This is a genomic window from Chitinolyticbacter meiyuanensis, assembly GCF_008033135.1.
Lineage (GTDB): Bacteria > Pseudomonadota > Gammaproteobacteria > Burkholderiales > Chitinibacteraceae > Chitinolyticbacter > Chitinolyticbacter meiyuanensis.
Window position 1 is genome coordinate 2,648,500 of sequence record NZ_CP041335.1, and the last position, 19,925, is coordinate 2,668,424.

Below are 19,925 nucleotides of genomic sequence, written 5' to 3' on the forward strand. Positions count from 1 at the left end.
GCCACGTTTACACCACCTTGGCGCAGAACTCCTTGAGATAGCTGGCAAATTCGTCGCCGACCTCGCCATGCTTGAGACCGTAGGCCAGTGTGGCTTTCAGGTAACCGAGCTTGGAGCCGCAGTCGTAGCGCGTGCCCTTGAGCGTGTGCGCCAGGATGTGCTGCTCCTGCATCAGCGCGAAGATGCCGTCGGTGAGCTGGATTTCCCCGCCCTTGCCCGGCTGCACGTTCTGCAGGTGATGGAATACACGCGGCGTGAGGATGTAGCGGCCGACCACGGCGAGGTTGGACGGCGCTTCCTCGGGCTTGGGCTTCTCGACGATATTGGTGATCTTGAGACGCTGGCTGCTGCCCGGCTCGACCTGGACGATACCGTAGGAGCTGGTATCTTCCTTCGGTACTTCCTCCACGCCCAGCACCGAGCAATGGGTATCGCCGAACAGCTCGACCATGCGCTTCATTTCCGAGGTGCCGTTGCCATCGATCAGATCGTCGGCGAGGATGACGGCGAACGGCTCGTCGCCCACCACCGGCTCGGCGCACAGCACCGCGTGGCCCAGGCCCAGCGCTTCGGGCTGGCGGATGTAGATGCAGGTGACGGATTTCGGAATGATCGATTGCAGGATGTCCAGCAGCTTCTGCTTCTGGCGCGCCGCGAGTTCGCTCTCCAGCTCATAGGCCTTGTCGAAATGGTCTTCGATGCTGCGCTTGTTCCGGCCGGTGATGAACACCATCTCGGTGATGCCGGCTTCCAGTGCCTCTTCCACGGCATACTGGATCAGCGGCTTGTCGACCACCGGCATCATTTCCTTGGGGCTGGCCTTGGTGGCAGGCAGAAAGCGCGTGCCCATGCCGGCAACGGGGAAGACGGCCTTGCGTACTTTTTGCATCGTGATATCACCTTTGAGATCGGAAACCTTGAGAAGCCCCAGTCGCAGCGCAGCGCCGCAGACCTGATCGGCGTGACGCTGCGGCAAATCGTCCGGCCATTGCGATACGGCGGAGCGGCCGAGCCCGAGTGCCGCCGCCAGGCGAGTCTGGGAACCAAACAGCGAAATGGCATCGTTTTTACGCATGGCGTCAGTGTTCAACAAATTAAACCAACTCGTCAATCTCGTTTCGATGACGAATTTTGTTCAATTAAATGAACAAAATACAAAACACAAAAGCGTAGTGTCGCGCCGAGCCCGGCTGTCAATGGTACGCGGCCAGTTCTTTTTCCTTTTCCCACAAGGACTTGCCGGGATTCACTGAAAAGCCTGTCCGCTGCAATCCTTCATCGAGCGCCTCCCACGACGGACTCGCGCCATCTTCCGGCCAAAGTAAAAAGGCGGCCAGACGGCCGCCTAGGCAGGACCGGTGACAGGGATCAACCGAGCAGCGCGCGCAGCCCATCTTCGTCCAGCACCGAAATACCGAGCTCCTCAGCCTTGGCAAGCTTCGAGCCGGCCGCCTCGCCGGCCACCACGTAGTGCGTTTTCTTCGACACGCTGCCCGACACCTTGCCGCCGGCGGCCTCGATCAACGCCTGAGCTTCATCGCGCGATAGCGTGGGCAAGGTGCCGGTCAACACGAAAGTCTGGCCATCCAGCCTGCCGGCAGCGGTACCCTGCTCCGGCAACAGCGCCAGCAGATCGGTGCGCAGCGCCTCCAGATCGCACAACAATTGGCGATGCGTATCGCACGCCAGCCAGTCGCCGAGCGAGGCAGCCAACTCAACCGGCAGCGCGAGGGCGGCAAGCCGCTCCTGGTCGAGCTCCGCCAACGTGGTGAACGACGTTATGCGTTCGGCCAACTGCCGGGCGCGCAGCGGCGTCAGCTTGGCAATGCCGCAGGCAGCGAGCAGTTCGTCCGTCGCCAGCAGGCCACGTAGCTTGGGACTGGGGGCATGCTCATCGTTCGGTGCCACGCCTGCCGCCAGCAGCGCATCGATCACTCCCTCGTTCTGCGGCTCGGCGAAGAATTCGGCGATGCTCACAGCCACGGTGGCGCCAACATCCGGCAACACGCGCAACAACGGTGCTGGCGCACGGCGAATGATGGCAAGACTGCCCAGCCAGTCGGCCAGCGTCTTGGCGGTCGACTCGCCCACGTGGCGGATGCCAAGCGCGAATAGCAGCCGGGCCAACGGCGGATGCTTGCTGGCGGCGATGCCGTCGATCAGGTTCTCCGCCCACTTGGTGGCGACCTTGCCGGCCAGCACCGTTTCCGGCGTCACGCCGTCGCGCTCGTCGGCACGGCGTTTCATCTCCAGCAGGTCGGCCAGCGTCAGCGTGTAGAGATCGGCCACTGAGCGCAGGTAGTCCAGCTCGACGAGGTTGTCGATGTAGCGCTCGCCCAAGCCTTCGATGTCCATCATGCGGCGTCCGGCAAAGTGGCGGATCGCCTCCTTGCGCTGCGCCGAGCAGATCAGTCCGCCCGAGCAACGCGTCACCGCCTCGCCCTCCTCGCGCACCACATGCGAGCCGCAGACAGGGCATTCGGCTGGCAGCCGGTATGGCGGATGCACCGGCTCCTGCACGGGGTTGAACAGGTCGCCGCCGGCGACCTCGCGCATCGGCCGGCGCTCCAGCACCACGCCCACGACTTCGGGGATCACATCGCCGGCACGACGCACGATCACCGTATCGCCAACGCGTACATCCTTGCGATCGACCTCGTCCTGGTTGTGCAGCGTGGCGTTGGTCACGGTGACGCCGCCCACGAACACCGGTTGCAGCCGCGCCACCGGCGTCAGCGCGCCCGTACGGCCCACCTGCACGCCAATGGCCTCGACCACGGTCAGCGCTTCCTGCGCCGGGTACTTGTGCGCCACCGCCCAGCGCGGCTCGCGGGTACGAAAGCCCAGCTCGCGTTGCAGCGCGAGCTGGTTCACCTTGTAGACCACACCATCGATATCGAACGGCAAGGTGTCGCGCTTGGCAGCGATGGCAGCATGGAACTCGACCAGCCCCGCCCCGCCCTGCGCCACCACGCGGTCGGCGCAGACCGGAAAACCGAATCCTGCCAAGGCATCGAGCACGCCAGCATGGGTAGCCGGCTGCACCGGCCAGCCCTGCACCTCACCCAAGCCATAGGCAAAAAAAGACAGCGGCCGCTGCGCCGCGAGCGCCGGATCGAGCTGGCGTACCGCGCCGGCGGCCGTATTGCGCGGGTTGACGAAGGTCTTGCCGCCAGTCTCACGCTGGCGGGCGTTGAGTTTCTCGAAGTCATCGCGCCGCATATAGACCTCGCCGCGCACTTCCAGTACCGCTGGCGCATCACCACTCAGGCGCAGCGGAATTTGACGGATGGTGCGGATGTTCTGCGTCACGTCCTCGCCGGTGGCGCCATCGCCGCGCGTCGCGGCCTGCACCAGCACACCATGCTCAAAACGCAGGTTGATGGCGAGGCCATCGAACTTCAGCTCCGCCGCATATTCGACGGGCGGGTCCGACTCTGCCAAGCCCAGCTCCCGCCGCACGCTGGCATCGAATGCCAAGGCACCGGCTGCGGTGACGTCGGTCTCGGTGCGGATCGACAGCATCGGCACCACATGCGTTACCGGCGCGAAGGCCGGCAGGATGGCGCCGCCAACCCGCAGCGTCGGCGTGTCGGGGGTCTTCAGCTCGGGATGATCGCGCTCGATCGCTTCCAGCTCGCGGAACAGGCGGTCGTATTCCGCATCGGGCACGCTCGGTGTATCGAGCACATAGTATTCATGCGCGTAGCGGTTGAGCAGCTCGCGCAATTCGGCAGCGCGCTGGGCAATATCGGTCATGATGGATCTCGGATCGAAGCCGGCTCACACCGGCACATTGAGTTCGGGAAAAGCCTTGCGCCACTGCCAGATCTCGACACCGGCACGCAGTCCGCACAGCCAGAACGGATCGCTCGCCAGCAGCTCGCGGATCTGGGCTGCGCTGTCCGCCTCGACGATCCACAGCCCGCCCTCGGCGACTTCCTGCCCATCAGGCCACAGCGAGCCGGCGGCCAGCACTTGCGCGGCATGCTGGTGCAGCCAGCCTAAGTGCGCCTCCAGATGTTCGCGGCGCAACACCGCGGTGTCGGGGTTATCGCGAAACTGCACGATGTAACGCATGGCTTTCCTCAAAACGAACACGCCGCTGCGAACAGCGGCGTGTAAGGTGTGTGTCGAACGCCTTAGGCGAACAGCCGCAGCGCCGCCACCGAGCCCGGCGCGATGCCGCGGTCGTCCATGCGTGCGTAGAGCTGGCCGAGCTGGCGGCGGATGTTGTCGAGGCTGGCGGCAGTCAGCGCGCGGCCGTTGTCGTCGACCAGATTGGCGCCAAGGCTGCCGGCCAGTTGCTGCGCGAAATCGCTCAGATAGTCGAACACCGCAAGGCCGCCGGCCACGCGCGGCACGTCGAACAGCAGCGTCAGCGCCTCGCTGGTATTGCCGAGCGGCTTCTGCTCCTGGTTGGCCAGCGTGAACAGCGTCTTGCCCGAATCGCTGCGGTAGGCCCAGCCTTCGTTGGTGCGCACAAGGCCCGATTGCTCGGCAAGCTGCCGGACCTTCTCCATCGGGAACGGACGACCTTCGCCGACCAGGTTGAGGCCGATCAATACATCGACCGAGGCGCAGAATTCGTCGAGCTCGCGCGCAGCCGACAATTTGCCGGAGCGCTGCGGGAAGGTGGCAATCGCCTCGTGCTCGTCGGCGAACTGCTGTACCGCCATGCAGAAAGCATTGAGCTGTTCGGCCGACAGCGGGCCCTGGCGGTCCGCCAGCTGCAGGCCAACGCGCAGTTCGGTGTATTCGGCGCTGCTGGCACTGCTGACCGCCTCCCAGTGCCCCTCGGTGGTCAGGCCGATCGCCTGCACGCGCTTGGGTGCGGCAAACGGTGGCACAGCGCGGGGGGGAATGTGATCACGGGCATGCACTTCGGCCACGAAATCGATGCCCGGATCGAGCAGGCTTTCCGACAACGCATCGCCATCGTCGTCTTCATCCCGGGCAAATACCGGCTGCGGTGCAGGTGCTGCGCGCGATTCGGATCGGACTTCAGCACGTGGCTCAGCGCGGATCGGCGCTTCGTCGGCCGGCAGTTCCAGCCGGGCCGGAGCGTCATCGTCGGCATCGAGCGCCGGCTCGAAGCGCTCGCCACTGCGCACCATGTTGCGCGGCGCCTCCATCAGCACGTCCGGCTGGTTGCGGGCGAAGGCCTGTTGTGTACGCTTGCGGTAGCGGTATTCCTGCCACCAGTTGAAGGCGTAGACAGCAGCGACGATGCCGCCGGCTGCGATCAACGATCCGAGTTGCAAGTCTGTCATGGGCGGTCTTGGGTGCGGGCCGGCGCCATGCGCCAGCCGTATTCATCAGGTATGGGCTGCATTCAAACACAAGCGGCGTACCGCTTCCAAGCGTTGATTGGCGCCGCGCTTCACCAGCGGCACTCCAGCCGGTCCGCCGCGCGCGGCGCAATCGCGATATCGGCGAAGATAGAACGGGTGCCCAGCTGCCGCAAGGCGACCTGCGCCGACGGCCAGTCGGCGGCTGGGCCAACGAAGACCACGGTGCGACCAACACCAACCGCAGGCGGTTCCGCCGCGCGCTGCAGCAAGGCCACGGTCTTGGCGGGATCGAGTGCACCGAGCACCAACGGCTTGCCAGCGACCAACAATTGCGCACGCAGATCAGCCACTTCCTGCTCGTTCAGCTCCAGCGCCGCGGTAATCAGCATGCCGTCGTGTTCCTCATGCTGCGGCACCTTGGCTTCCGCCAGCGCTTCCATGCCGCGCGCGAAGTAGCGCGACAGCTCCGCGCAGGGGTCGTTGCCTGCCCGCGCCAGCAATGGCCAGGCGCACAGGCAGACCAACATCCATTTCAGCGCGCGCTTCATGCCGTCGCCGTCTCCCGCATGGCCATCGCCTGTTCGATATCGACCGCCACCACGCGCGATACGCCCTGCTCCTGCATGGTGACGCCAACGAGCTGGGTCGCCATTTCCATCGTCAGCCGGTTGTGGCTGATGTAAAGGAACTGCGTGCGCTCGGCCATTTTCTTCACTAGGCTGCAAAAGCGCAGCGTGTTGGCGTCATCGAGCGGCGCGTCGACCTCGTCCAGCAAGCAGAACGGCGCGGGATTCAGCCTGAACAGCGCGAACACCAGGCTCAGTGCCGTCAGCGCCTTCTCGCCGCCCGAGAGCAGGTGAATGGTGCTGTTCTTCTTGCCCGGCGGCTGCGCCATGATCGCAAGGCCCGCATCGAGGATCTCGTCGCCGGTGAGCACGAGTTCAGCGTGGCCGCCGCCGAACAGCGTGGGAAACAGCTCCTGCAGATTGCCGTTCACCGTGTCGTAGGTTTGCTGCAGCAGCGCGCGCGTTTCGCGGTCGATGCGGCGGATGGCGTTTTCCAGCGTCTCGATCGCTTCCAGCAGATCGGCCGATTGCGCATCGAGATAGGTCTTGCGCTCGCGTGCCGCGTTCAGTTCTTCCAGTGCAGCGAGGTTGACGGCGCCGAGGCCCGAGATGGCCTGGGTCAGCCGGCCGATCTCGGCAACGAGGCTGCCCACCTTGAGCCCGGCGCCAAGTTTCTCACGCAGCGCATCCTCATTCGCCTCAGCCTCCGTCAGCTCCTGGGCGTAGCGCTCGGCGGCAAGGCGCGCCTCCTGTTCCTTCAACCGCTGTGTATTCACCGCCTCGCGTGCCGGCTCCAGCGTCGCCTCGATCCGTTGCTTGTCGGCCTCGCGCTCGCGCAGCTGGTTGGTCAGGTGATTGAGCGCATCGCGCGCTGCGGCAAGCGCGCGCTCCTTCTCGCTGCGTTCGTTCACCGCGTCCTGGAAGCCGACATCGAACTGGCCCTCATCGACGCCTTCGAGCTCCAGTACCAATGTCTCGGCCCGCTCCAGCAGCCGTTCACGTTGCGCGCCAAGGTCACCGTCGCGCCGCGCCAATTCGGCGAGGCGCTGCTCGGCAGTCTGCACGGCGAAGCGCGCCTCCTGCGCGCGGCGTTCAGCCTGGCGCAATCGGCTACGCTGCAGCTCGCAGGCGGTTTCCATCTCGGTGCGCGCGAGCTTGGCGTTATTCAGCGCTTCCTCCAGCGGCAACAGCTCGTCGTCGGCGACGATGCGCGTCTCATCAAACTCGCGCTGCGCCGCGGTCTCGTCGGCCAGCTGCTGGCCCAGTTGCGCCAGCTCATCGACCAGCGCCTGCCGGCGCCGGGCGGCCTGCTGTTGCGCCTCGTCACGCCGCGCCAGATCGCGCTCCAGCTGCGCCAGTTGCTGTTGCTGTGCCTGCAAACGCTGGCGGGTGTCGCGCAAGCCGGTTTCCAGCGTGGCCAGACGCTGCGCCGCTGTGGCGTGACCAGCATCGTGCTCGGCCCGTTGCGGCTGCAATTCGGCCAGCTGGGCGCGGATGTCGTCGAGCTCGCGCCGCCGCGCCAGCTGGCCGGCCAATGCGCCACCACTGCCGTGAAAGCGCACGCTGGCCGTAGTGATGACATGCCCTTGCGGCGTGATCAGCGATTGCCCGACCGCCAGCGCGGCGCGCTGCTGCCAGGCCGCTGCCAGATCCGGGACGGTGGCGATGCCAACGAGCCAAGCATCGAGCGCTGCGGCAACCGTGGCATTCGGGCACTGCACCTTGGCGCGCAGGCCATCCACCACTGCATTGGCTGGGCCTGGCAGTGCCAGCGTGATGGCACCGGGTGCGGCCGTCTCAGGCGTCACCTTGGCCAGCCGCGCCTGCAGCCGCTCACCCAACGCGGCCTCGACCGCGGTCTCCCAGCCTGGCTCGACGGTGATGGCGTCGAGCACCGTTGCAGCATCCGCCAGTTGTTCGGCGGCCAGCCAGTCAGCGAGCGCGCCAGCATCGTCGACCTGCGCGAGCTCGGCCAGCGCCTGTTCCCGTGCGGTCAGCTGCGCCAGTTGCAGCGTCAACTGCGCGCGTGCGTCGCCCAAGCGTTTCACTTCGGCGCGAGCGGCTTCCAGCGCCGCTTCGCCATCTTCCAGCGCCAGCGTGCCAGCCTCGACCGCCAGCAACAATTCTTCGCGCAGCAATGCGGTATCGTCGTCCTCCGCCTCCGCAGGTAGCTGCGCGGCCTCGGCGCGCAGCCGTGTCTGGCGCTGCGTCAGTTGCTGCGCGTTGCGCTCGTGCTGCTGCGCCTGCTGGCGTGCGAGCTGGACCGCATTGCGCGTGGTGGCGAGGCGGTCGCGCAGGCTGGCCCATTCGTCGTTGGCCTGTGCCAGCGCCGTTTCCAGCTCCGGCAGACGCTGCGTTTCCTCGTCGAGCGACATGGCCGCCTCTTCAGCGGCGTATTGCGCTTCCTCGCGCTTGCCCTGCCATTCTTCGAGCTCGCTACCGGCGGCTTGGCCCTGGGCATCGAGCCTTGAGAGCTCGGTGCGGGCCTCATTCAGCTGTTGCGTCAGCCGCTCACGCGTCTGTCGCAGATGCAGCAGCTGCTGCTCCAAACGAGCGACGGCGGCATTGGCGTCATACAGCGTGGCCTGCGCCTCATGCACCGCGTCAGTCGCGCCATAGTGCGCCTCGCGCTGTGCCTCGATGGTGGCTTCGAGCGATCGCAGCTCGGCCAGTTGGGCCTCGAGCGCATTCTGCGCAACATCGATGGCGCGGCGGGCGGCCTCCACCTCGCGTGCGGCGTCGAGCTTGCGCTGCAGCGCCAGGAGATTCTGCTTCTCGGTGATCGCATCCTTGATGCGGTTGTATTCGGCGGCGACCTCGGCCTGCGTCTCCAGCTTGCCGATCTGCTTGTCGAGCTCGGTGACGATGTCGTGCACCCGGTCGAGGTTGTCGCGCGTATCGGCAAGCCGGGTCTCGGTCTCGCGGCGGCGTTCCTTGTACTTGGAAACGCCGGCGGCCTCTTCGAGGAAGTGCCGCAGCTCCTCGGGCTTGGCCTCGATGATGCGGCTGATCATGCCCTGCTCGATGATGGCGTAGCCGCCCTTGCCGACGCCGGTGCCGAGGAACAGGTCGGTGATATCCCGGCGACGCACCTGCAGGTTGTTGATGTAGTACGACGACTCGCCCTGGCGGGTGAGCACGCGCTTGATGGCGATCTCGGCGTACTGCCCCCACTGCCCGGCGGCAAGGCCCGCGGCGTTGTCGAACACCAGCTCGACCGAGGCGCGGCTCACCGGCTTGCGACTGCCAGAGCCATTGAAGATCACGTCCTGCATCGATTCGCCGCGCAACTGCTTGGCGGAGGACTCGCCCAGCACCCAGCGCACCGCGTCGATCACGTTGGATTTGCCACAACCGTTGGGCCCGCAGATCGCCACGAGCTGGCCCGGTACGTGCACCGTGGTCGGATCGACGAAGGATTTGAAGCCGGCAAGCTTGAGGTGGGTAAGACGCACGGAGCGGATCGCGAAATCGGTTGCGCCGATTGTAACGGCAGCGTGACGGCAGGCCCAGCACCCGGCGTCGGTGCGCACGCGTTGCAACGAAAAAGCCGGGCAGGATTGCTCCCGCCCGGCCTCGTCGGTGTGGATCAGCCGATTACAGCTTCGGCAGCACCGGGATCACATCACTGCAGTTACCCGACAGCGGCAGGTTCTGGCACACAAAACGGCCTGCGCTGTTCTCGGTGGCGGCACCGGCAGGGGCAGCCTGGTGGACACGCTGCTTCCAGATCTGCCAGATCATGAAGCCGTCGTTCGGCCGACCCTTGTTCTTGATGTACTTCACCAGGGTTTCGACGTTGTAGTACGGCGTGGCCACGTTGTTCTGGCCGGTCAGGAGCTCGGCGTCATACGCCACGCCACCGTCGTTCAGCCTGAGCATGGCACTGCCCGAGCCTTCCGGCGCGATTTCCATGCCCATGTTGATCGGACCGTTGTAGATCGCCTTGTACGACTCGTAGCCTTCACGCGGATCGTAGTAGTCACCGCCGTCGTACGACATCAGGTTGATGAAGTCGATCTTGCTGCCATGGTTCTTCACCACGCTGTACATGGTGCCGCCGAACGGCGAGCCCCATTGCACCTTGCCTTCCTCGAACGGCGTGCCCTTGACGTAGTACGCGCCCGTGGACCAGCCAGCGATCGAGATCTTCAACCCGGCATTGCGGTTGTGGATTTCGTTGTAGAGGCTGCTGATGATGTTGGCGATCTCGCCATCCTTGGAGCAGCTGAAGCTTGCTGCGTCGCCCTTGTTGCAATTGCTGCCGGACGATTCCCAATCGATGTCCACGCCCGAAGCGCCCAGGTCGACGGCCAGATCGACGATATGCGGTGCGTTGAAACTGTTCCACTGGCTGCCCTGGCTGTACGACCAGCCGCCCACCGAGATGAACACCTTGGTGCCGCGCGCCTTCAGTGCCGCGATGTTGTTGCGCAGATCCTGCGACTGCTGGGCCGTGAATTTCTTCTGGCCGTTCGGCGTGGCCGCCCCCTCGGCGAATTCGAAGCCGGCGATTTCCTGGTCGAACGCGTAGGAACCCTTGACGTACTTGGTATCCGGACGCACGAACGCGAGGTTCACGTGGGTGAAGTAGCTCGGGATGTTGGTGGTGGAGAGATCGTACAGGCTGGTGTTCCAGCTGCTGGCGTAGCCGACGTACATGCGCGGGCCGCTCGGGCTCGGTGTCACCGGGGTGACCGGCGTCGGCGACACCGGCGTCGGGCCAGGCGTGACCGGGGTCGGGGTATTGCCACCGCAGTTGTCGAGCTTCTTCCACGGGCCCCAATCACCGGATTGCGCCGGGTTGTCGCCTTGGGTCCACCAGCGGGCTTCGTAATTGACACCGTTATGGGTGACGCGGGTACCGCCGGTATAGACACCACCACTGGTCCAGGTGGCGTAGCAGGTGGATGGCGGCGGTGTAACTGGAACCGGAGTGACCGGTACAGGTGTGACGGGCACTGGCGTGACCGGCGTCGGCGTGTTGCTCACCGGCGTGGGTGTGGCGGTGGGGGTATTGCCGCAGCTGCCGCCAGCGCTCCACAGCGTTGGCGTGGCTGCCGGGTTCCAGTTGGTGCCAACATAGGCGGTGTGGGTGACCAGCGCGGTATAGCTCGCGCCGTTATAGCTCACCACAGTACCAGCGGCGTAGGTGACGCCTTCGGCCCAGGTGGCGCAGGCGGCTTGGGCACCTGCCATCGGCAGCGCATAGGCGCCGCCCGCGATCAGCGCTGCCGTCAGCCAGCTGGCCGGGCGACGCGTCAGTTGCTTGCGTTGCATCCTCTTGCTCCTCGTCTTGTTCTCGAAAGATCGGCCGGCCGACGTCATACCGGCACGACCGGGAGAATTTGAACTGCGGAACAAGGAGTTACAAGACACCCCCCACGGCACACCGGTGGAATCCAGACAAACGTCGCGCTAAGCCTGATGCAAGGACAGCGCTTTCATAAACTTACGCGACGATCGCATCGACCCGGTCGGAATTCGGCGCGATGGTGGGCGACTTCATGGTCCAGCGGGCTTCGCGTGCCAGCGGATCGAAGCGCTGGCTCCAGCCCTGGCCGCAGTCGACGCAACGATAGTGGCGATATTCCAGGCCAGCCTCGAAGTGGCGCGGTCGTTCCTGCTTGAGGCCTAGGTGTGCATCGAGCTGGCAAGGCTGGCGCAGCAGGCGCACGCATTGCAGGCACAGGTGAGCGCGTGCTTGATGCTGGGCAAGTGCGAGATGACGCAATGCTGCACGGTGCTGTTCGGGTCGGGACATGATGGCTTGCGACATGGTGAGGACTCCTGCGGTTGGCCCTTGAAAACATGACAGGAGCTTATGACTGACGCGTCGCGAGCCGAATCAGCGCTTCGCGCGAGCGATTGCCAGAATCCGCCTACACGGCGATTGACACCGGCAAAGTCGCCCTTGCCCTCCTCCCGGCGGCGGGCTATGCCCGTAGCAGGCACCACCCCGGAGCGCCATCATGGATACCACCCCGCATACCTTGACCACGCTGTTTGCCCAGCTCGGTCTGCCGATGGACAAGGATGGCATCGAGGCCTTTCTTGCCAGCCACAGCCTGCCCGCAGGCCAGAGCCTGCCCGATGCCAGCTTCTGGAACAGCAGCCAGGCGAGTTTCCTGCGCGAAGCACTGGCGGCCGATGCCGAATGGGCCGAGGACGTGGACGAGCTCGCCGCCCGCCTTACCCACTGAGCCGCTCAGCCGCGCTTGCGGCTGACCCACATGGTGATGACGGTGCGCAGCACCGGCTCGCCGTTGCGATCGAGCACCTCCACCGTCACCGGCAGATCGGCAGCGTCGTCGGGCCAGGTCGACGGCAATGTGGCCCGGGCATGCGCCACCAGATCGGTCTGTGCCTTCTTCAGGTATTCGACCTGCATGCCCTTAGGAATCCAGCGATGGCTGGCCGGAATGGAAATGTCGGTCATGGTGCCGGCGGCAAGCTCGGCGATATTGCACATCGCGATCGCATGCACGGTGCCGATGTGGTTCTGTACCGCACGGCGCTTCTTCATCGCCACCGCTGCATAGCCGGGCTGCAGTTCAACGAAAAGCGGCCGCACCGAACCGAAGTACGGCGCCTTGAAGCACACCAGCCGGGAAAACAGCCAGCGCCCCGCAGGCAGGTGGTGCAGTCGTTGCCAGGCGGCGGCAATCGCGTTGGACATAACGGCACTCCGATGAATTTACGTGCCGCCAGCTTGGCAGGGCGGCGCTGCACTCCCTATTGCGGCTAACCCGCAGCGCACCGTTTCAAGCGCAGCGCAACGCCTACGGCCATGCAATTTTCTGCAGGCTGACCCAGTCCCCCAATCCAGCTAACATGCGTGCATTCCCGCTCCAGGAGGTTCCCGATGAAACGACTGCTGATCCTATTCGTTCTGCTGTTCACCTTGTCCGGCTGTGGCTACAACACGCTGCAAGCGCAGGACGAAGCGGTCAACGCGGCTTGGTCCGAAGTGCTCAACCAGTATCAGCGCCGGGCCGACCTGGTGCCCAACCTCGTCAACGTGGTCAAGGGCTACGCCGCGCACGAGAAGGAAGTCCTGACCGAGGTGACCGAGGCCCGCGCCCGCGTCGGCAGCGTGCAGGCCACGCCGGAACTGGTGAACGATGAAGCCGCCTTTGCCAAGTACCAGGAAGCCCAGGCCGGCATGACCTCCGCGCTGTCGCGCCTGATGGTGGTGGTCGAGCGCTACCCGGATCTGAAGGCCAACGAGAACTTCCGCGATCTCGCCTCGCAGCTCGAGGGCACCGAGAACCGCATCACCGTGGCCCGCAACCGCTATATCGAGCGGGTTCGCGAGTATAACACCACCGTGCGCTCATTCCCGAGCAATCTCACCGCGATGGCATTCAGCCTCAAGGCCAAACCCAACTTCAGCGTGGAGAACGAGAAAGCCATCTCGACCGCGCCCAAGGTCGATTTCGGCAGCGGCAAAACCAAGTGATGCATCGCGCCTGCGCCCTGCTGTTGCTGCTCTGCTGCTGGCTGGTGCCAGCGTGGGCGGAGGTCGCCGTGCCGACGCTGACCGCCAGGGTCACCGACCAGACCGGTACGCTGCGCGCCGGCGAAATCGCCGCGCTGGAGGGCAAACTTGCTGCCTTCGAAGCGCGCAAGGGCAGCCAGATCGCCGTGCTGATCGTGCCGAGCACCCAGACCGAAAGCATCGAGCAATACGCGATCCGGGTAGTCGAGCGTTGGCGGCTGGGCCGCAAGGGCGTCGACGATGGCGTGCTGCTGCTGGTGGCGAAAGACGATCGCAAGGTGCGCATCGAAGTCGGTTACGGCCTGGAAGGCGCGCTGACCGACGCCCGCAGCAGCCGCATCATCCGCAACGTGATCCAGCCCGCATTTCGCGCCGGTGATTTCTACGGCGGCCTCGATGCGGCGGCGGACCAACTGATCGCTGTCATCGACGGCGAGCCGCTGCCGGAAGCGGAGCGGGATCGGGCTGCAGTCGGCCATGATCTCTCGCTGTTCGGCCTGCATCCCATCGTGCTGCTGGGCATCCTGTTCGGCGGGGTGATCCTGTCGAAGGTCGCCGGCAACTGGATTGGCAGCGGCGGCGTGGCGGGGGTCAGCGCGCTGGCCGCATTGAGCGGCGGTCAATCGCTGCTGGCGGCGGGCGGATTGATTGCGCTGATGGTGATCGCGCTGATGGTGGTACGCACGGGGCTCTTCATCGACCTTCTGGGCATGCTGTTCAGTCATAGCCGCAGCGGCACCCGCATCGGGGGCGGCGATGGCTTCGGCGGGGGTGGCTTCGGTGGTGGCGGGTTTTCCGGCGGTGGCGGCGGATTTGGTGGCGGCGGCGCCTCGGGAGGATGGTGATGGACCAGCGTCGACTTTGGTTGAACCTCAAACCCTGCCTCGCATCGCGGCATTTCGACGATACGTCGATGGCGCAATTGGAAGCCGCAATCGCCGCTGCGGAAAGCGGTCACCGTGGCGAACTGCGACTGGTGGTCGAGCGGCGGCTGCCACTGGCTGCAGCCTGGCATGGCCTGGCCGTGCGTGACCGCGCGGTGCAATGGTTTTCAGACCTGCACGTGTGGGATACCGAGTACAACACCGGCGTGCTGCTCTACTTGCTGCTGTCGGAGCGGCGCATCGAGCTGATTGCCGATCGCGGCATCGCCGGCGCAGTGCCGGACGCACAATGGCAAGCGATCTGCGCCGATCTGATCGGTGCCCTGGCAGCAAACCGTTACGTGGAAGGTGTGCAGCAGGCGATCAACCAGCTCGGCGGACTCCTGGCGACCCACCGCCCTTTGGAAGCGAATGCGGCCGATCGGGACGAGCTGCCCAATCGGCCGGTGATACGCTGATCTACCAGCGGTCGTCCGCCCGCCGGCCGACCGCTGCCCGGCGTTCGTTGCCGTTCAATACCATGTTCATCCAGCGCCACAATTCCTCGTCATTGGCCGGCGTCTCGCGTCGATCGTCGGTGCGGCGCTCGGCCTCCTGGCGCGCTTGCCCCAACGGGTTTTGCCTTTCGTCCATCGCTGTTGCCCTCGCGTTGTCGCCACCGGCCTGCATCCGGCAGCTCCTGAGGCCGGTGTAGCCGCCAGTGCTGCCCTTACCCTGCGGCTTACCATGGCTGGCGCGACGGACGGCCACCAGCGCCTCTTGTCGGCCACTTCCCGCGCTTCATCGACATGACATATTTCGTCAGAAAATCACTTACACCACGTCCGCATTGGCTTCCATTCATATCCCCGCCAACGCATCCAACGCAATTAAGAAAGCGCTTACATTGACGCGCCACGCCGCGTTAGCCAAGACTGCGGCATCGTCCGCACAATTCCGGTGCGGCGACGCGCCAGCTGTCGTGTGTTGGCAGCGGCGGTAACCATAAATCGGATGGAGAGTTCAACGTGGATGCACAAAAGAAGAACAGCCGCCGCGCGGCCGTTCCGGCACTGCTGCTTTGCGGCCTGCTGGGTGGCGCCGGTCTGATCGTCGCCCTGCCCGCCCACGCGGCGCCGGCCTGGGCCGAAGGCAACACCTACACCGCGGGCACCGTGGTGACCTACAACGGCAAGGACTACAAGGCGCTGGTCACCCACTCCGCCTATGTCGGCACCAATTGGAACCCGGCCGCAACACCGACGCTGTGGGCTCCGACCGGTGGCTCATCCCCTTCGCCTTCCAATCCGACCCCGGCTCCGAACCCGACCCCGGCGCCGAGCACGGGTGGCGGCGGCAGCTGCAGTGCCACTACCTGGGCCCGCGGCGTGAACTACAGCCTGGGCACCGTGGTGCGCTACACCAATGGCAACTACTACAAGGTGGTGAACGTTGGCGCCAACGGTAGCGATGGCACCGATCCGACCATCAGCACCTGGTACTGGCAACCCACCAGCTGCTCCGGCGGCGGTACCCCCAACCCGACCCCCGCACCGAACCCGACTCCGAGCCCCAGCGGCGGCTGCAATGCCGCCAATTGGTCCGCTGGCGTGAACTACAGCCTGGGCACCGTGGTGCGCTACACCAACGGCAATTACTACAAGGTGGTGAATGCCGGCGCCAACGGCAGCGATGGCACCGATCCGACCATCAGCACTTGGTACTGGCAGCCGACCAGCTGCTCCGGCGGCGGCACACCGAACCCGACACCGACCCCAGGTACCGGTGGCGGCAACTTCCTGCTCAGCGAGTCCGACTTCAACCGCATGTTCCCGGGCCGCAACTCGTTCTACACCTATCAAGGCCTGGTGAACGCGCTGTCCGCCTACCCGCAGTTTGCCAACACCGGCAGCGACACCACCAAGCGTCAGGAAGTCGCAGCCTTCCTGGCGAACATCGACCACGAAACCGGTGGCCTCGTCCACATCGAGGAAATCGCCAAGGGTGAGTACTGCGATCGTGGTGCTTGGGGCGCGCCTTACCCCTGCGCACCGGGCAAGCGTTACTACGGCCGTGGCCCGATGCAGCTGAGCTGGAATCCGAACTACGCCATGGCCGGTGCTGCACTGGGCCTGAACCTGCTGGCCGATCCGGACCTGGTTGCGCGCGACGCCACCGTGGCTTGGAAGACGGCGATCTGGTACTGGATGACCCAGTTCGGTCCGGGTAGCTCGCAGACTGCGCATACCGGTATCGTGAATGGCCTGGGCTTTGGCGCAACCATCCGCAGTATCAATGGCTCGGTCGAGTGCGATGGCAAGCGGCCTGACCAGGTGCAAAGCCGCATCACCAAGTATCTGAGCTTCACTCAGATCCTTGGCGTGACCTCGGGCAACAACCTCGGCTGCTGATCCCAGCCAACACGGAAACGGCCACCCTAGGGTGGCCGTTTTTGTTTGAGGTGATTTCAGCCCAGCTGCGCGTGGGCGTCCGGCAGATCAAGCAGCTCGATGAGTTGCTCCACCGAATAACCGCGTTCGGCCGCCAGCTGTACCAGCTGATCGCGCAGCTCGCGCTTCTTGCGCGTTACGGCGATCTTGTCCTGCGTTTCGCGCTCAGACTGGGCGCGCAGCATTTGCCAGTTTTCATCCTGGTTGACGAACAATTCGGAGGGATGGGAGTACGCCCCTTCAGTCATCGAGCAATCCTGTGCATTGGTATAGGTTCGGTTAGGCTGTAAGGTAAGGGTGAAAGCTTACCATTTCAAGTCCACCATCACTCTTATGCGTTGTCGCCCAAGATTGCAATGAGACAACGTGAATCTTTACCTGGCAGCGGCAACGCTCAATCATGCTTGCCCTTACCCTTACCGTGGCCTTTTCCATGGTGCCCATGATCCTCATCGTGAGGATCGCGGTCGGGATGGGCCTCGCGATAGCGCGGCACATATACATCGTTGTACCAACGGTCCTGCACGAAATAAACCGGGCGATTGCAGGCGTTGTAGTGGCCGCAGTGTTTTTTCCAGTTCTTGGCATGGCCCGGCGGCACGCGTAGGTAAATCGGCGTATAGCGCTGCGGTTGCTGCACCACCACGATAGGCTGCGGATAGATAAGCGCCGGGCTCGGGTAGTTGCCGATTTCGATGTGGCCGTAGAAATTCGGATCTCCCAATGTTACCGATACGCCCACTTCTGCTTGGGCCCATTGGCCGGCAAGCAATGCGCACACCATCCAGATTCGTTTCATGTTGATGCACTCCCGCCGCAGTTTCAGGGCGTCGCCCGCTGATATCCGTGCAATATTAGTATCCGATCGAACACTGAAATGGCAGTGCGATAGTTCACATTGCACACTCGGGTAATGGCAACGCAGCCCCCGACGAAACCAGGGAGAGAGGCATGAGCAATGCACTTCGTATCGGCATCATCGGCTGTGCTGACTACACCCACGGCAGGATGTGGGCTCGACAATGGCATCAGGAAGCTCAGCATGGCCTCGTTGCCGCGCGGGTGTGGGATGCGGATGCGAGTGTTGCCGTTGCACTGGCCAACGAGATCGGCGCCGAGGTGGTGTCCACGCCGCAGGCCGTGGCCGAAGGCTGCGATGGCGTGGTGATCGCCACGCTGCAGCCTGCCGACTATCTGGCACTGGCCGCGCCACATCTGGCTGCCGGACGACGTGTCTTCCTCAACCGGCCGCTTGCCGGCAGCGTGGCCGATGCCCGCTCGGTGTTCGCGCTGGCCGATGCACACAGCGCGGCGGTCTACTCTGCCTCAGCCCTGTTGCACACGCGGGCCGCTTCGCGCATCCGTGCCACCCTGGCCGAGATCGGTGCCTTGCGCTACTTCTCGCTGGTTGGTCCCACCGACACCGCGGACTGGTACCTGCCACATCTCTATGCCTGCCTCGCCAGCACGCTGGGCCCCGGATTGGCACGCGTGGTCCAAGCCGACCTGCCAAGCCTGTCGGGTGACCCGCACCGCCTGAGGGGCCCCGCCACGGTAATGGTCGAATACGCAGCCGACAGCCCGGTGGGCGCAGCCCGCGGCACGCTGACACTGCTCGGGCCCGGTAGTGACTGGTATGGTTTCACCCTCAAGCTGTACGGCAGCAGTGGGGTCTCGGCCGAACTCGATTTCGACGTTGGATACGAGTTGCTGTTCGCCGCAATGCGGCGCTTCTTCCTCGACGGCACGGCACCTACGCCACGTGCACTGATGCTGGAACAGGTTGCTGCTCACTACGCCACCTTGCAGGCTGCAGCAAGCGGGCAAGCCGTGGCGTTAGAGGCCGTGCGATGAACCCTGCCTCATTCGCCATTGGCCTGATCGGCTGCGGCCAGTTCGGCCGCTTCCTGGCCCAAGCCGCCATGGGAACCGGCCGCATAGGTCTCAAAGCAGTTTGCGACCAGGATCAGCAGCGCGCTGCTCACCTAGCCACCGAACTAGATGCCGAAGCATGCGACGGCGTTTCGGCACTCTGCGCTCGGCCGGACATCGAGGCGGTGCTGATCGCGACACCGCCTGCCCACCACGCGGCGCATGCAATCGCAGCGCTGCAAGCGGGCAAGCACGTGTTCCTGGAAAAGCCGATGGCGCTCAGTGAGGCCGATTGCACCACCATCAATCACGCATGCGCCGAATCGGGACGGCAACTGATGGTGGGTCACGTGCTGCGCTGGTTCGAGCCCTATCGTGCCATTGCTGCGGCCTACCATGCCGGGCTGCTGGGGCGAGCATTGCACGGCAGCTTCTGGCGGCTGGAACACGACTTTCTCAAGATCGCGCCGTGGAAGGGGCAGCGTGCCGGCAGCGGTGGCTATCTGTTCGAGGTCGCCGCCCACGAACTGGACTGGCTGCGCAGCGTGTTCGGTGAAGTGCAGTTCATTGCCGCCGGGATCGACAAGCGCCAGCCCTCAACGCATCAGCTGGAGGATCGGGTCGCCCTGCAACTGGGCTTCGCCGACGGATTCTGTGTGCATTACCTCGGCGGGACCGGCTTCCCAGCCAACAGCCACGGTTTCTGCTTGCGATTCGAGCATGCCACCATCGAAAGCGATGCAGCGTTCGATCCTGCACGGGTCCGCATCACTGAGCATGGTCCCCACCCGATCACACTCGCCTTCAGCGCCATTGATCCCTATCGGGCCGAGCTTGATGCCTGGCTGGACTGCCTGGCAACGCAGCAAACGATGCCAGTTACCGGCGAGGATGCCGCTGCCACCGTGGCGCTGATCGCCAGCACGTACCGGCACGCCGGCTGGTAAATGCCGGATTCAACCTACAGCACGGTGCAGCAGCGCCCGGACAGCGGTATATCAGGCTTGGGCTTAGGCTGGCTCTACCGCCTACCCGGAGAACCGCCATGCTGAAATGGGCCTTGATTTTCTTTGTCGTTTCGCTGATCGCCGGCCTCTTCGGCTTTACCGGCATCGCCAGCGGTGCCGCAGCAATCGCACAGGTGTTGTTCTACATCGCCATCGTCCTGTTCCTGATCTTCCTGGTGCTGGGGCTGACCGTGTTCAAGAGCATCACCAAGTAGCAGAGCACTCCCGAACGGCGGCCTTGGGCCGCCGTTTTTCCTGGACGCAGCTGCCGTATCGCCCTCGATGCGCTGGTACAAATAATTTTACAAATAATTTTACCCGTATTAAATTGACGATTAATTTTATCCGGGCAATAATCAGTCATCGCCTACG

The 19,925-nt window shown here is 64.5% G+C and carries 20 protein-coding genes; 8 read left to right on the forward strand and 12 right to left on the reverse strand.

Annotation, left to right across the window (positions count from 1 at the left end; genetic code table 11):
- Positions 1-7 precede the first annotated feature (7 nt).
- The 8 genes from galU to FLM21_RS12610 all read right to left on the reverse strand — a co-directional run bounded on the left by galU (position 8) and on the right by FLM21_RS12610 (position 11,639).
- Complete coding sequence (gene galU, locus FLM21_RS12570) at positions 8-1,075, reverse strand: UTP--glucose-1-phosphate uridylyltransferase GalU (RefSeq protein WP_148715891.1); 1,068 nt, start codon at positions 1,073-1,075, stop codon at positions 8-10.
- 293 nt (positions 1,076-1,368) lie between these two features.
- The gene (gene ligA / locus FLM21_RS12575; RefSeq protein WP_148715892.1) at positions 1,369-3,759 is read right to left on the reverse strand and encodes an NAD-dependent DNA ligase LigA; all 2,391 of its coding nucleotides are present in this window, start codon (positions 3,757-3,759) and stop codon (positions 1,369-1,371) included.
- Between the two features lie 24 nt (positions 3,760-3,783).
- Positions 3,784-4,080: a YciI family protein gene (locus FLM21_RS12580; RefSeq protein WP_148715893.1), complete on the reverse strand. Its 297-nt coding sequence runs from the start codon at positions 4,078-4,080 to the stop codon at positions 3,784-3,786.
- Between the two features lie 62 nt (positions 4,081-4,142).
- Positions 4,143-5,273, reverse strand: coding sequence for a cell division protein ZipA C-terminal FtsZ-binding domain-containing protein (locus FLM21_RS12585; protein ID WP_148715894.1), 1,131 nt, complete (start codon positions 5,271-5,273; stop codon positions 4,143-4,145).
- A 110-nt stretch (positions 5,274-5,383) separates the two neighbouring features.
- Positions 5,384-5,842: a hypothetical protein gene (locus FLM21_RS12590; protein ID WP_148715895.1), complete on the reverse strand. Its 459-nt coding sequence runs from the start codon at positions 5,840-5,842 to the stop codon at positions 5,384-5,386.
- Positions 5,839-9,315, reverse strand: a complete 3,477-nt coding sequence (gene smc / locus FLM21_RS12595) for a chromosome segregation protein SMC (protein ID WP_148715896.1) — start codon at positions 9,313-9,315, stop codon at positions 5,839-5,841. Before smc ends, FLM21_RS12590 begins: the two co-directional genes overlap by 4 nt.
- A 142-nt stretch (positions 9,316-9,457) precedes the next feature.
- Positions 9,458-11,140: a carbohydrate-binding protein gene (locus tag FLM21_RS12600; RefSeq protein ID WP_187359887.1), complete on the reverse strand. Its 1,683-nt coding sequence runs from the start codon at positions 11,138-11,140 to the stop codon at positions 9,458-9,460.
- 172 nt (positions 11,141-11,312) lie between these two features.
- Complete coding sequence (locus FLM21_RS12610; protein WP_148715899.1) at positions 11,313-11,639, reverse strand: hypothetical protein; 327 nt, start codon at positions 11,637-11,639, stop codon at positions 11,313-11,315.
- A gap of 193 nt (positions 11,640-11,832) precedes the next feature.
- On the opposite strand from FLM21_RS12610, the gene FLM21_RS12615 reads away from it, so the two are divergent.
- A complete protein-coding gene (locus FLM21_RS12615) occupies positions 11,833-12,063 on the forward strand; it encodes a DUF2789 domain-containing protein (protein WP_148715900.1) in 231 nt (76 codons plus the stop codon).
- A 5-nt stretch (positions 12,064-12,068) separates the two neighbouring features.
- On the opposite strand, the gene FLM21_RS12620 is transcribed toward FLM21_RS12615, so the two are convergent.
- The gene (locus FLM21_RS12620) at positions 12,069-12,539 is read right to left on the reverse strand and encodes a hotdog fold domain-containing protein (protein WP_148715901.1); all 471 of its coding nucleotides are present in this window, start codon (positions 12,537-12,539) and stop codon (positions 12,069-12,071) included.
- A 186-nt stretch (positions 12,540-12,725) separates the two neighbouring features.
- On the opposite strand from FLM21_RS12620, the gene FLM21_RS12625 reads away from it, so the two are divergent.
- The 3 genes from FLM21_RS12625 to FLM21_RS12635 are packed head-to-tail and all read left to right on the forward strand — an operon-like array spanning position 12,726 to position 14,703.
- On the forward strand, positions 12,726-13,322 hold the full coding sequence (locus tag FLM21_RS12625; RefSeq protein WP_148715902.1) for a LemA family protein: 597 nt from the start codon (positions 12,726-12,728) through the stop codon (positions 13,320-13,322).
- Positions 13,322-14,206, forward strand: coding sequence for a TPM domain-containing protein (locus FLM21_RS12630; protein WP_148715903.1), 885 nt, complete (start codon positions 13,322-13,324; stop codon positions 14,204-14,206). The genes FLM21_RS12625 and FLM21_RS12630 overlap by 1 nt, the downstream gene beginning before the upstream one ends.
- Positions 14,206-14,703 (forward strand): TPM domain-containing protein, encoded by a 498-nt coding sequence (locus FLM21_RS12635; RefSeq protein ID WP_187359888.1) that lies wholly within the window; start codon positions 14,206-14,208, stop codon positions 14,701-14,703. The genes FLM21_RS12630 and FLM21_RS12635 overlap by 1 nt, the downstream gene beginning before the upstream one ends.
- A 1-nt stretch (position 14,704) precedes the next feature.
- Here the strand turns inward: FLM21_RS12635 and FLM21_RS12640 are convergent, their stop codons facing one another.
- The gene (locus tag FLM21_RS12640; protein ID WP_148715905.1) at positions 14,705-14,995 is read right to left on the reverse strand and encodes a hypothetical protein; all 291 of its coding nucleotides are present in this window, start codon (positions 14,993-14,995) and stop codon (positions 14,705-14,707) included.
- 257 nt (positions 14,996-15,252) lie between these two features.
- Here FLM21_RS12640 and FLM21_RS12650 point away from each other — a divergent pair, with 257 nt between their 5' ends.
- On the forward strand, positions 15,253-16,635 hold the full coding sequence (locus FLM21_RS12650) for a glycoside hydrolase family 19 protein (protein WP_246120721.1): 1,383 nt from the start codon (positions 15,253-15,255) through the stop codon (positions 16,633-16,635).
- Between the two features lie 56 nt (positions 16,636-16,691).
- Here FLM21_RS12650 and FLM21_RS12655 read toward each other — a convergent pair whose 3' ends face one another.
- Both FLM21_RS12655 and FLM21_RS12660 read right to left on the reverse strand, forming a co-directional pair.
- Positions 16,692-16,922, reverse strand: a complete 231-nt coding sequence (locus FLM21_RS12655) for a hypothetical protein (RefSeq protein ID WP_148715907.1) — start codon at positions 16,920-16,922, stop codon at positions 16,692-16,694.
- Between the two features lie 146 nt (positions 16,923-17,068).
- Positions 17,069-17,473 carry a hypothetical protein gene (locus FLM21_RS12660; RefSeq protein WP_148715908.1) on the reverse strand — a complete coding sequence of 135 codons (405 nt, stop codon included), beginning with the start codon at positions 17,471-17,473 and terminating at the stop codon, positions 17,069-17,071.
- Positions 17,474-17,625: 152 nt separating this feature from the next.
- Between FLM21_RS12660 and FLM21_RS12665 the strand changes: the two genes are divergently transcribed.
- The 3 genes from FLM21_RS12665 to FLM21_RS12675 all read left to right on the forward strand — a co-directional run bounded on the left by FLM21_RS12665 (position 17,626) and on the right by FLM21_RS12675 (position 19,768).
- Positions 17,626-18,528, forward strand: a complete 903-nt coding sequence (locus FLM21_RS12665; protein WP_148715909.1) for a Gfo/Idh/MocA family oxidoreductase — start codon at positions 17,626-17,628, stop codon at positions 18,526-18,528.
- Positions 18,525-19,493, forward strand: a complete 969-nt coding sequence (locus tag FLM21_RS12670; RefSeq protein ID WP_148715910.1) for a Gfo/Idh/MocA family protein — start codon at positions 18,525-18,527, stop codon at positions 19,491-19,493. The genes FLM21_RS12665 and FLM21_RS12670 overlap by 4 nt, the downstream gene beginning before the upstream one ends.
- A gap of 98 nt (positions 19,494-19,591) precedes the next feature.
- The gene (locus FLM21_RS12675) at positions 19,592-19,768 is read left to right on the forward strand and encodes a DUF1328 domain-containing protein (RefSeq protein WP_148715911.1); all 177 of its coding nucleotides are present in this window, start codon (positions 19,592-19,594) and stop codon (positions 19,766-19,768) included.
- Positions 19,769-19,925: the final 157 nt, after the last annotated feature.

Bases quoted from the DNA above. Each gene is read 5' to 3' on its own strand.
- galU (WP_148715891.1), bottom strand. From the start codon at position 1,075: ATGCGTAAAAACGATGCCATTTCGCTGTTTGGTTCCCAGACTCGCCTG.
- ligA (WP_148715892.1), bottom strand. From the start codon at position 3,759: ATGACCGATATTGCCCAGCGCGCTGCCGAATTGCGCGAGCTGCTCAAC.
- FLM21_RS12580 (WP_148715893.1), bottom strand. From the start codon at position 4,080: ATGCGTTACATCGTGCAGTTTCGCGATAACCCCGACACCGCGGTGTTG.
- FLM21_RS12585 (WP_148715894.1), bottom strand. From the start codon at position 5,273: ATGACAGACTTGCAACTCGGATCGTTGATCGCAGCCGGCGGCATCGTC.
- FLM21_RS12590 (WP_148715895.1), bottom strand. From the start codon at position 5,842: ATGAAGCGCGCGCTGAAATGGATGTTGGTCTGCCTGTGCGCCTGGCCA.
- FLM21_RS12600 (WP_187359887.1), bottom strand. From the start codon at position 11,140: ATGCAACGCAAGCAACTGACGCGTCGCCCGGCCAGCTGGCTGACGGCA.
- FLM21_RS12610 (WP_148715899.1), bottom strand. From the start codon at position 11,639: ATGTCGCAAGCCATCATGTCCCGACCCGAACAGCACCGTGCAGCATTG.
- FLM21_RS12615 (WP_148715900.1), top strand. From the start codon at position 11,833: ATGGATACCACCCCGCATACCTTGACCACGCTGTTTGCCCAGCTCGGT.
- FLM21_RS12620 (WP_148715901.1), bottom strand. From the start codon at position 12,539: ATGTCCAACGCGATTGCCGCCGCCTGGCAACGACTGCACCACCTGCCT.
- FLM21_RS12625 (WP_148715902.1), top strand. From the start codon at position 12,726: ATGAAACGACTGCTGATCCTATTCGTTCTGCTGTTCACCTTGTCCGGC.
- FLM21_RS12630 (WP_148715903.1), top strand. From the start codon at position 13,322: ATGCATCGCGCCTGCGCCCTGCTGTTGCTGCTCTGCTGCTGGCTGGTG.
- FLM21_RS12635 (WP_187359888.1), top strand. From the start codon at position 14,206: ATGGACCAGCGTCGACTTTGGTTGAACCTCAAACCCTGCCTCGCATCG.
- FLM21_RS12655 (WP_148715907.1), bottom strand. From the start codon at position 16,922: ATGACTGAAGGGGCGTACTCCCATCCCTCCGAATTGTTCGTCAACCAG.
- FLM21_RS12660 (WP_148715908.1), bottom strand. From the start codon at position 17,473: ATGAAACGAATCTGGATGGTGTGCGCATTGCTTGCCGGCCAATGGGCC.
- FLM21_RS12665 (WP_148715909.1), top strand. From the start codon at position 17,626: ATGAGCAATGCACTTCGTATCGGCATCATCGGCTGTGCTGACTACACC.
- FLM21_RS12670 (WP_148715910.1), top strand. From the start codon at position 18,525: ATGAACCCTGCCTCATTCGCCATTGGCCTGATCGGCTGCGGCCAGTTC.
- FLM21_RS12675 (WP_148715911.1), top strand. From the start codon at position 19,592: ATGCTGAAATGGGCCTTGATTTTCTTTGTCGTTTCGCTGATCGCCGGC.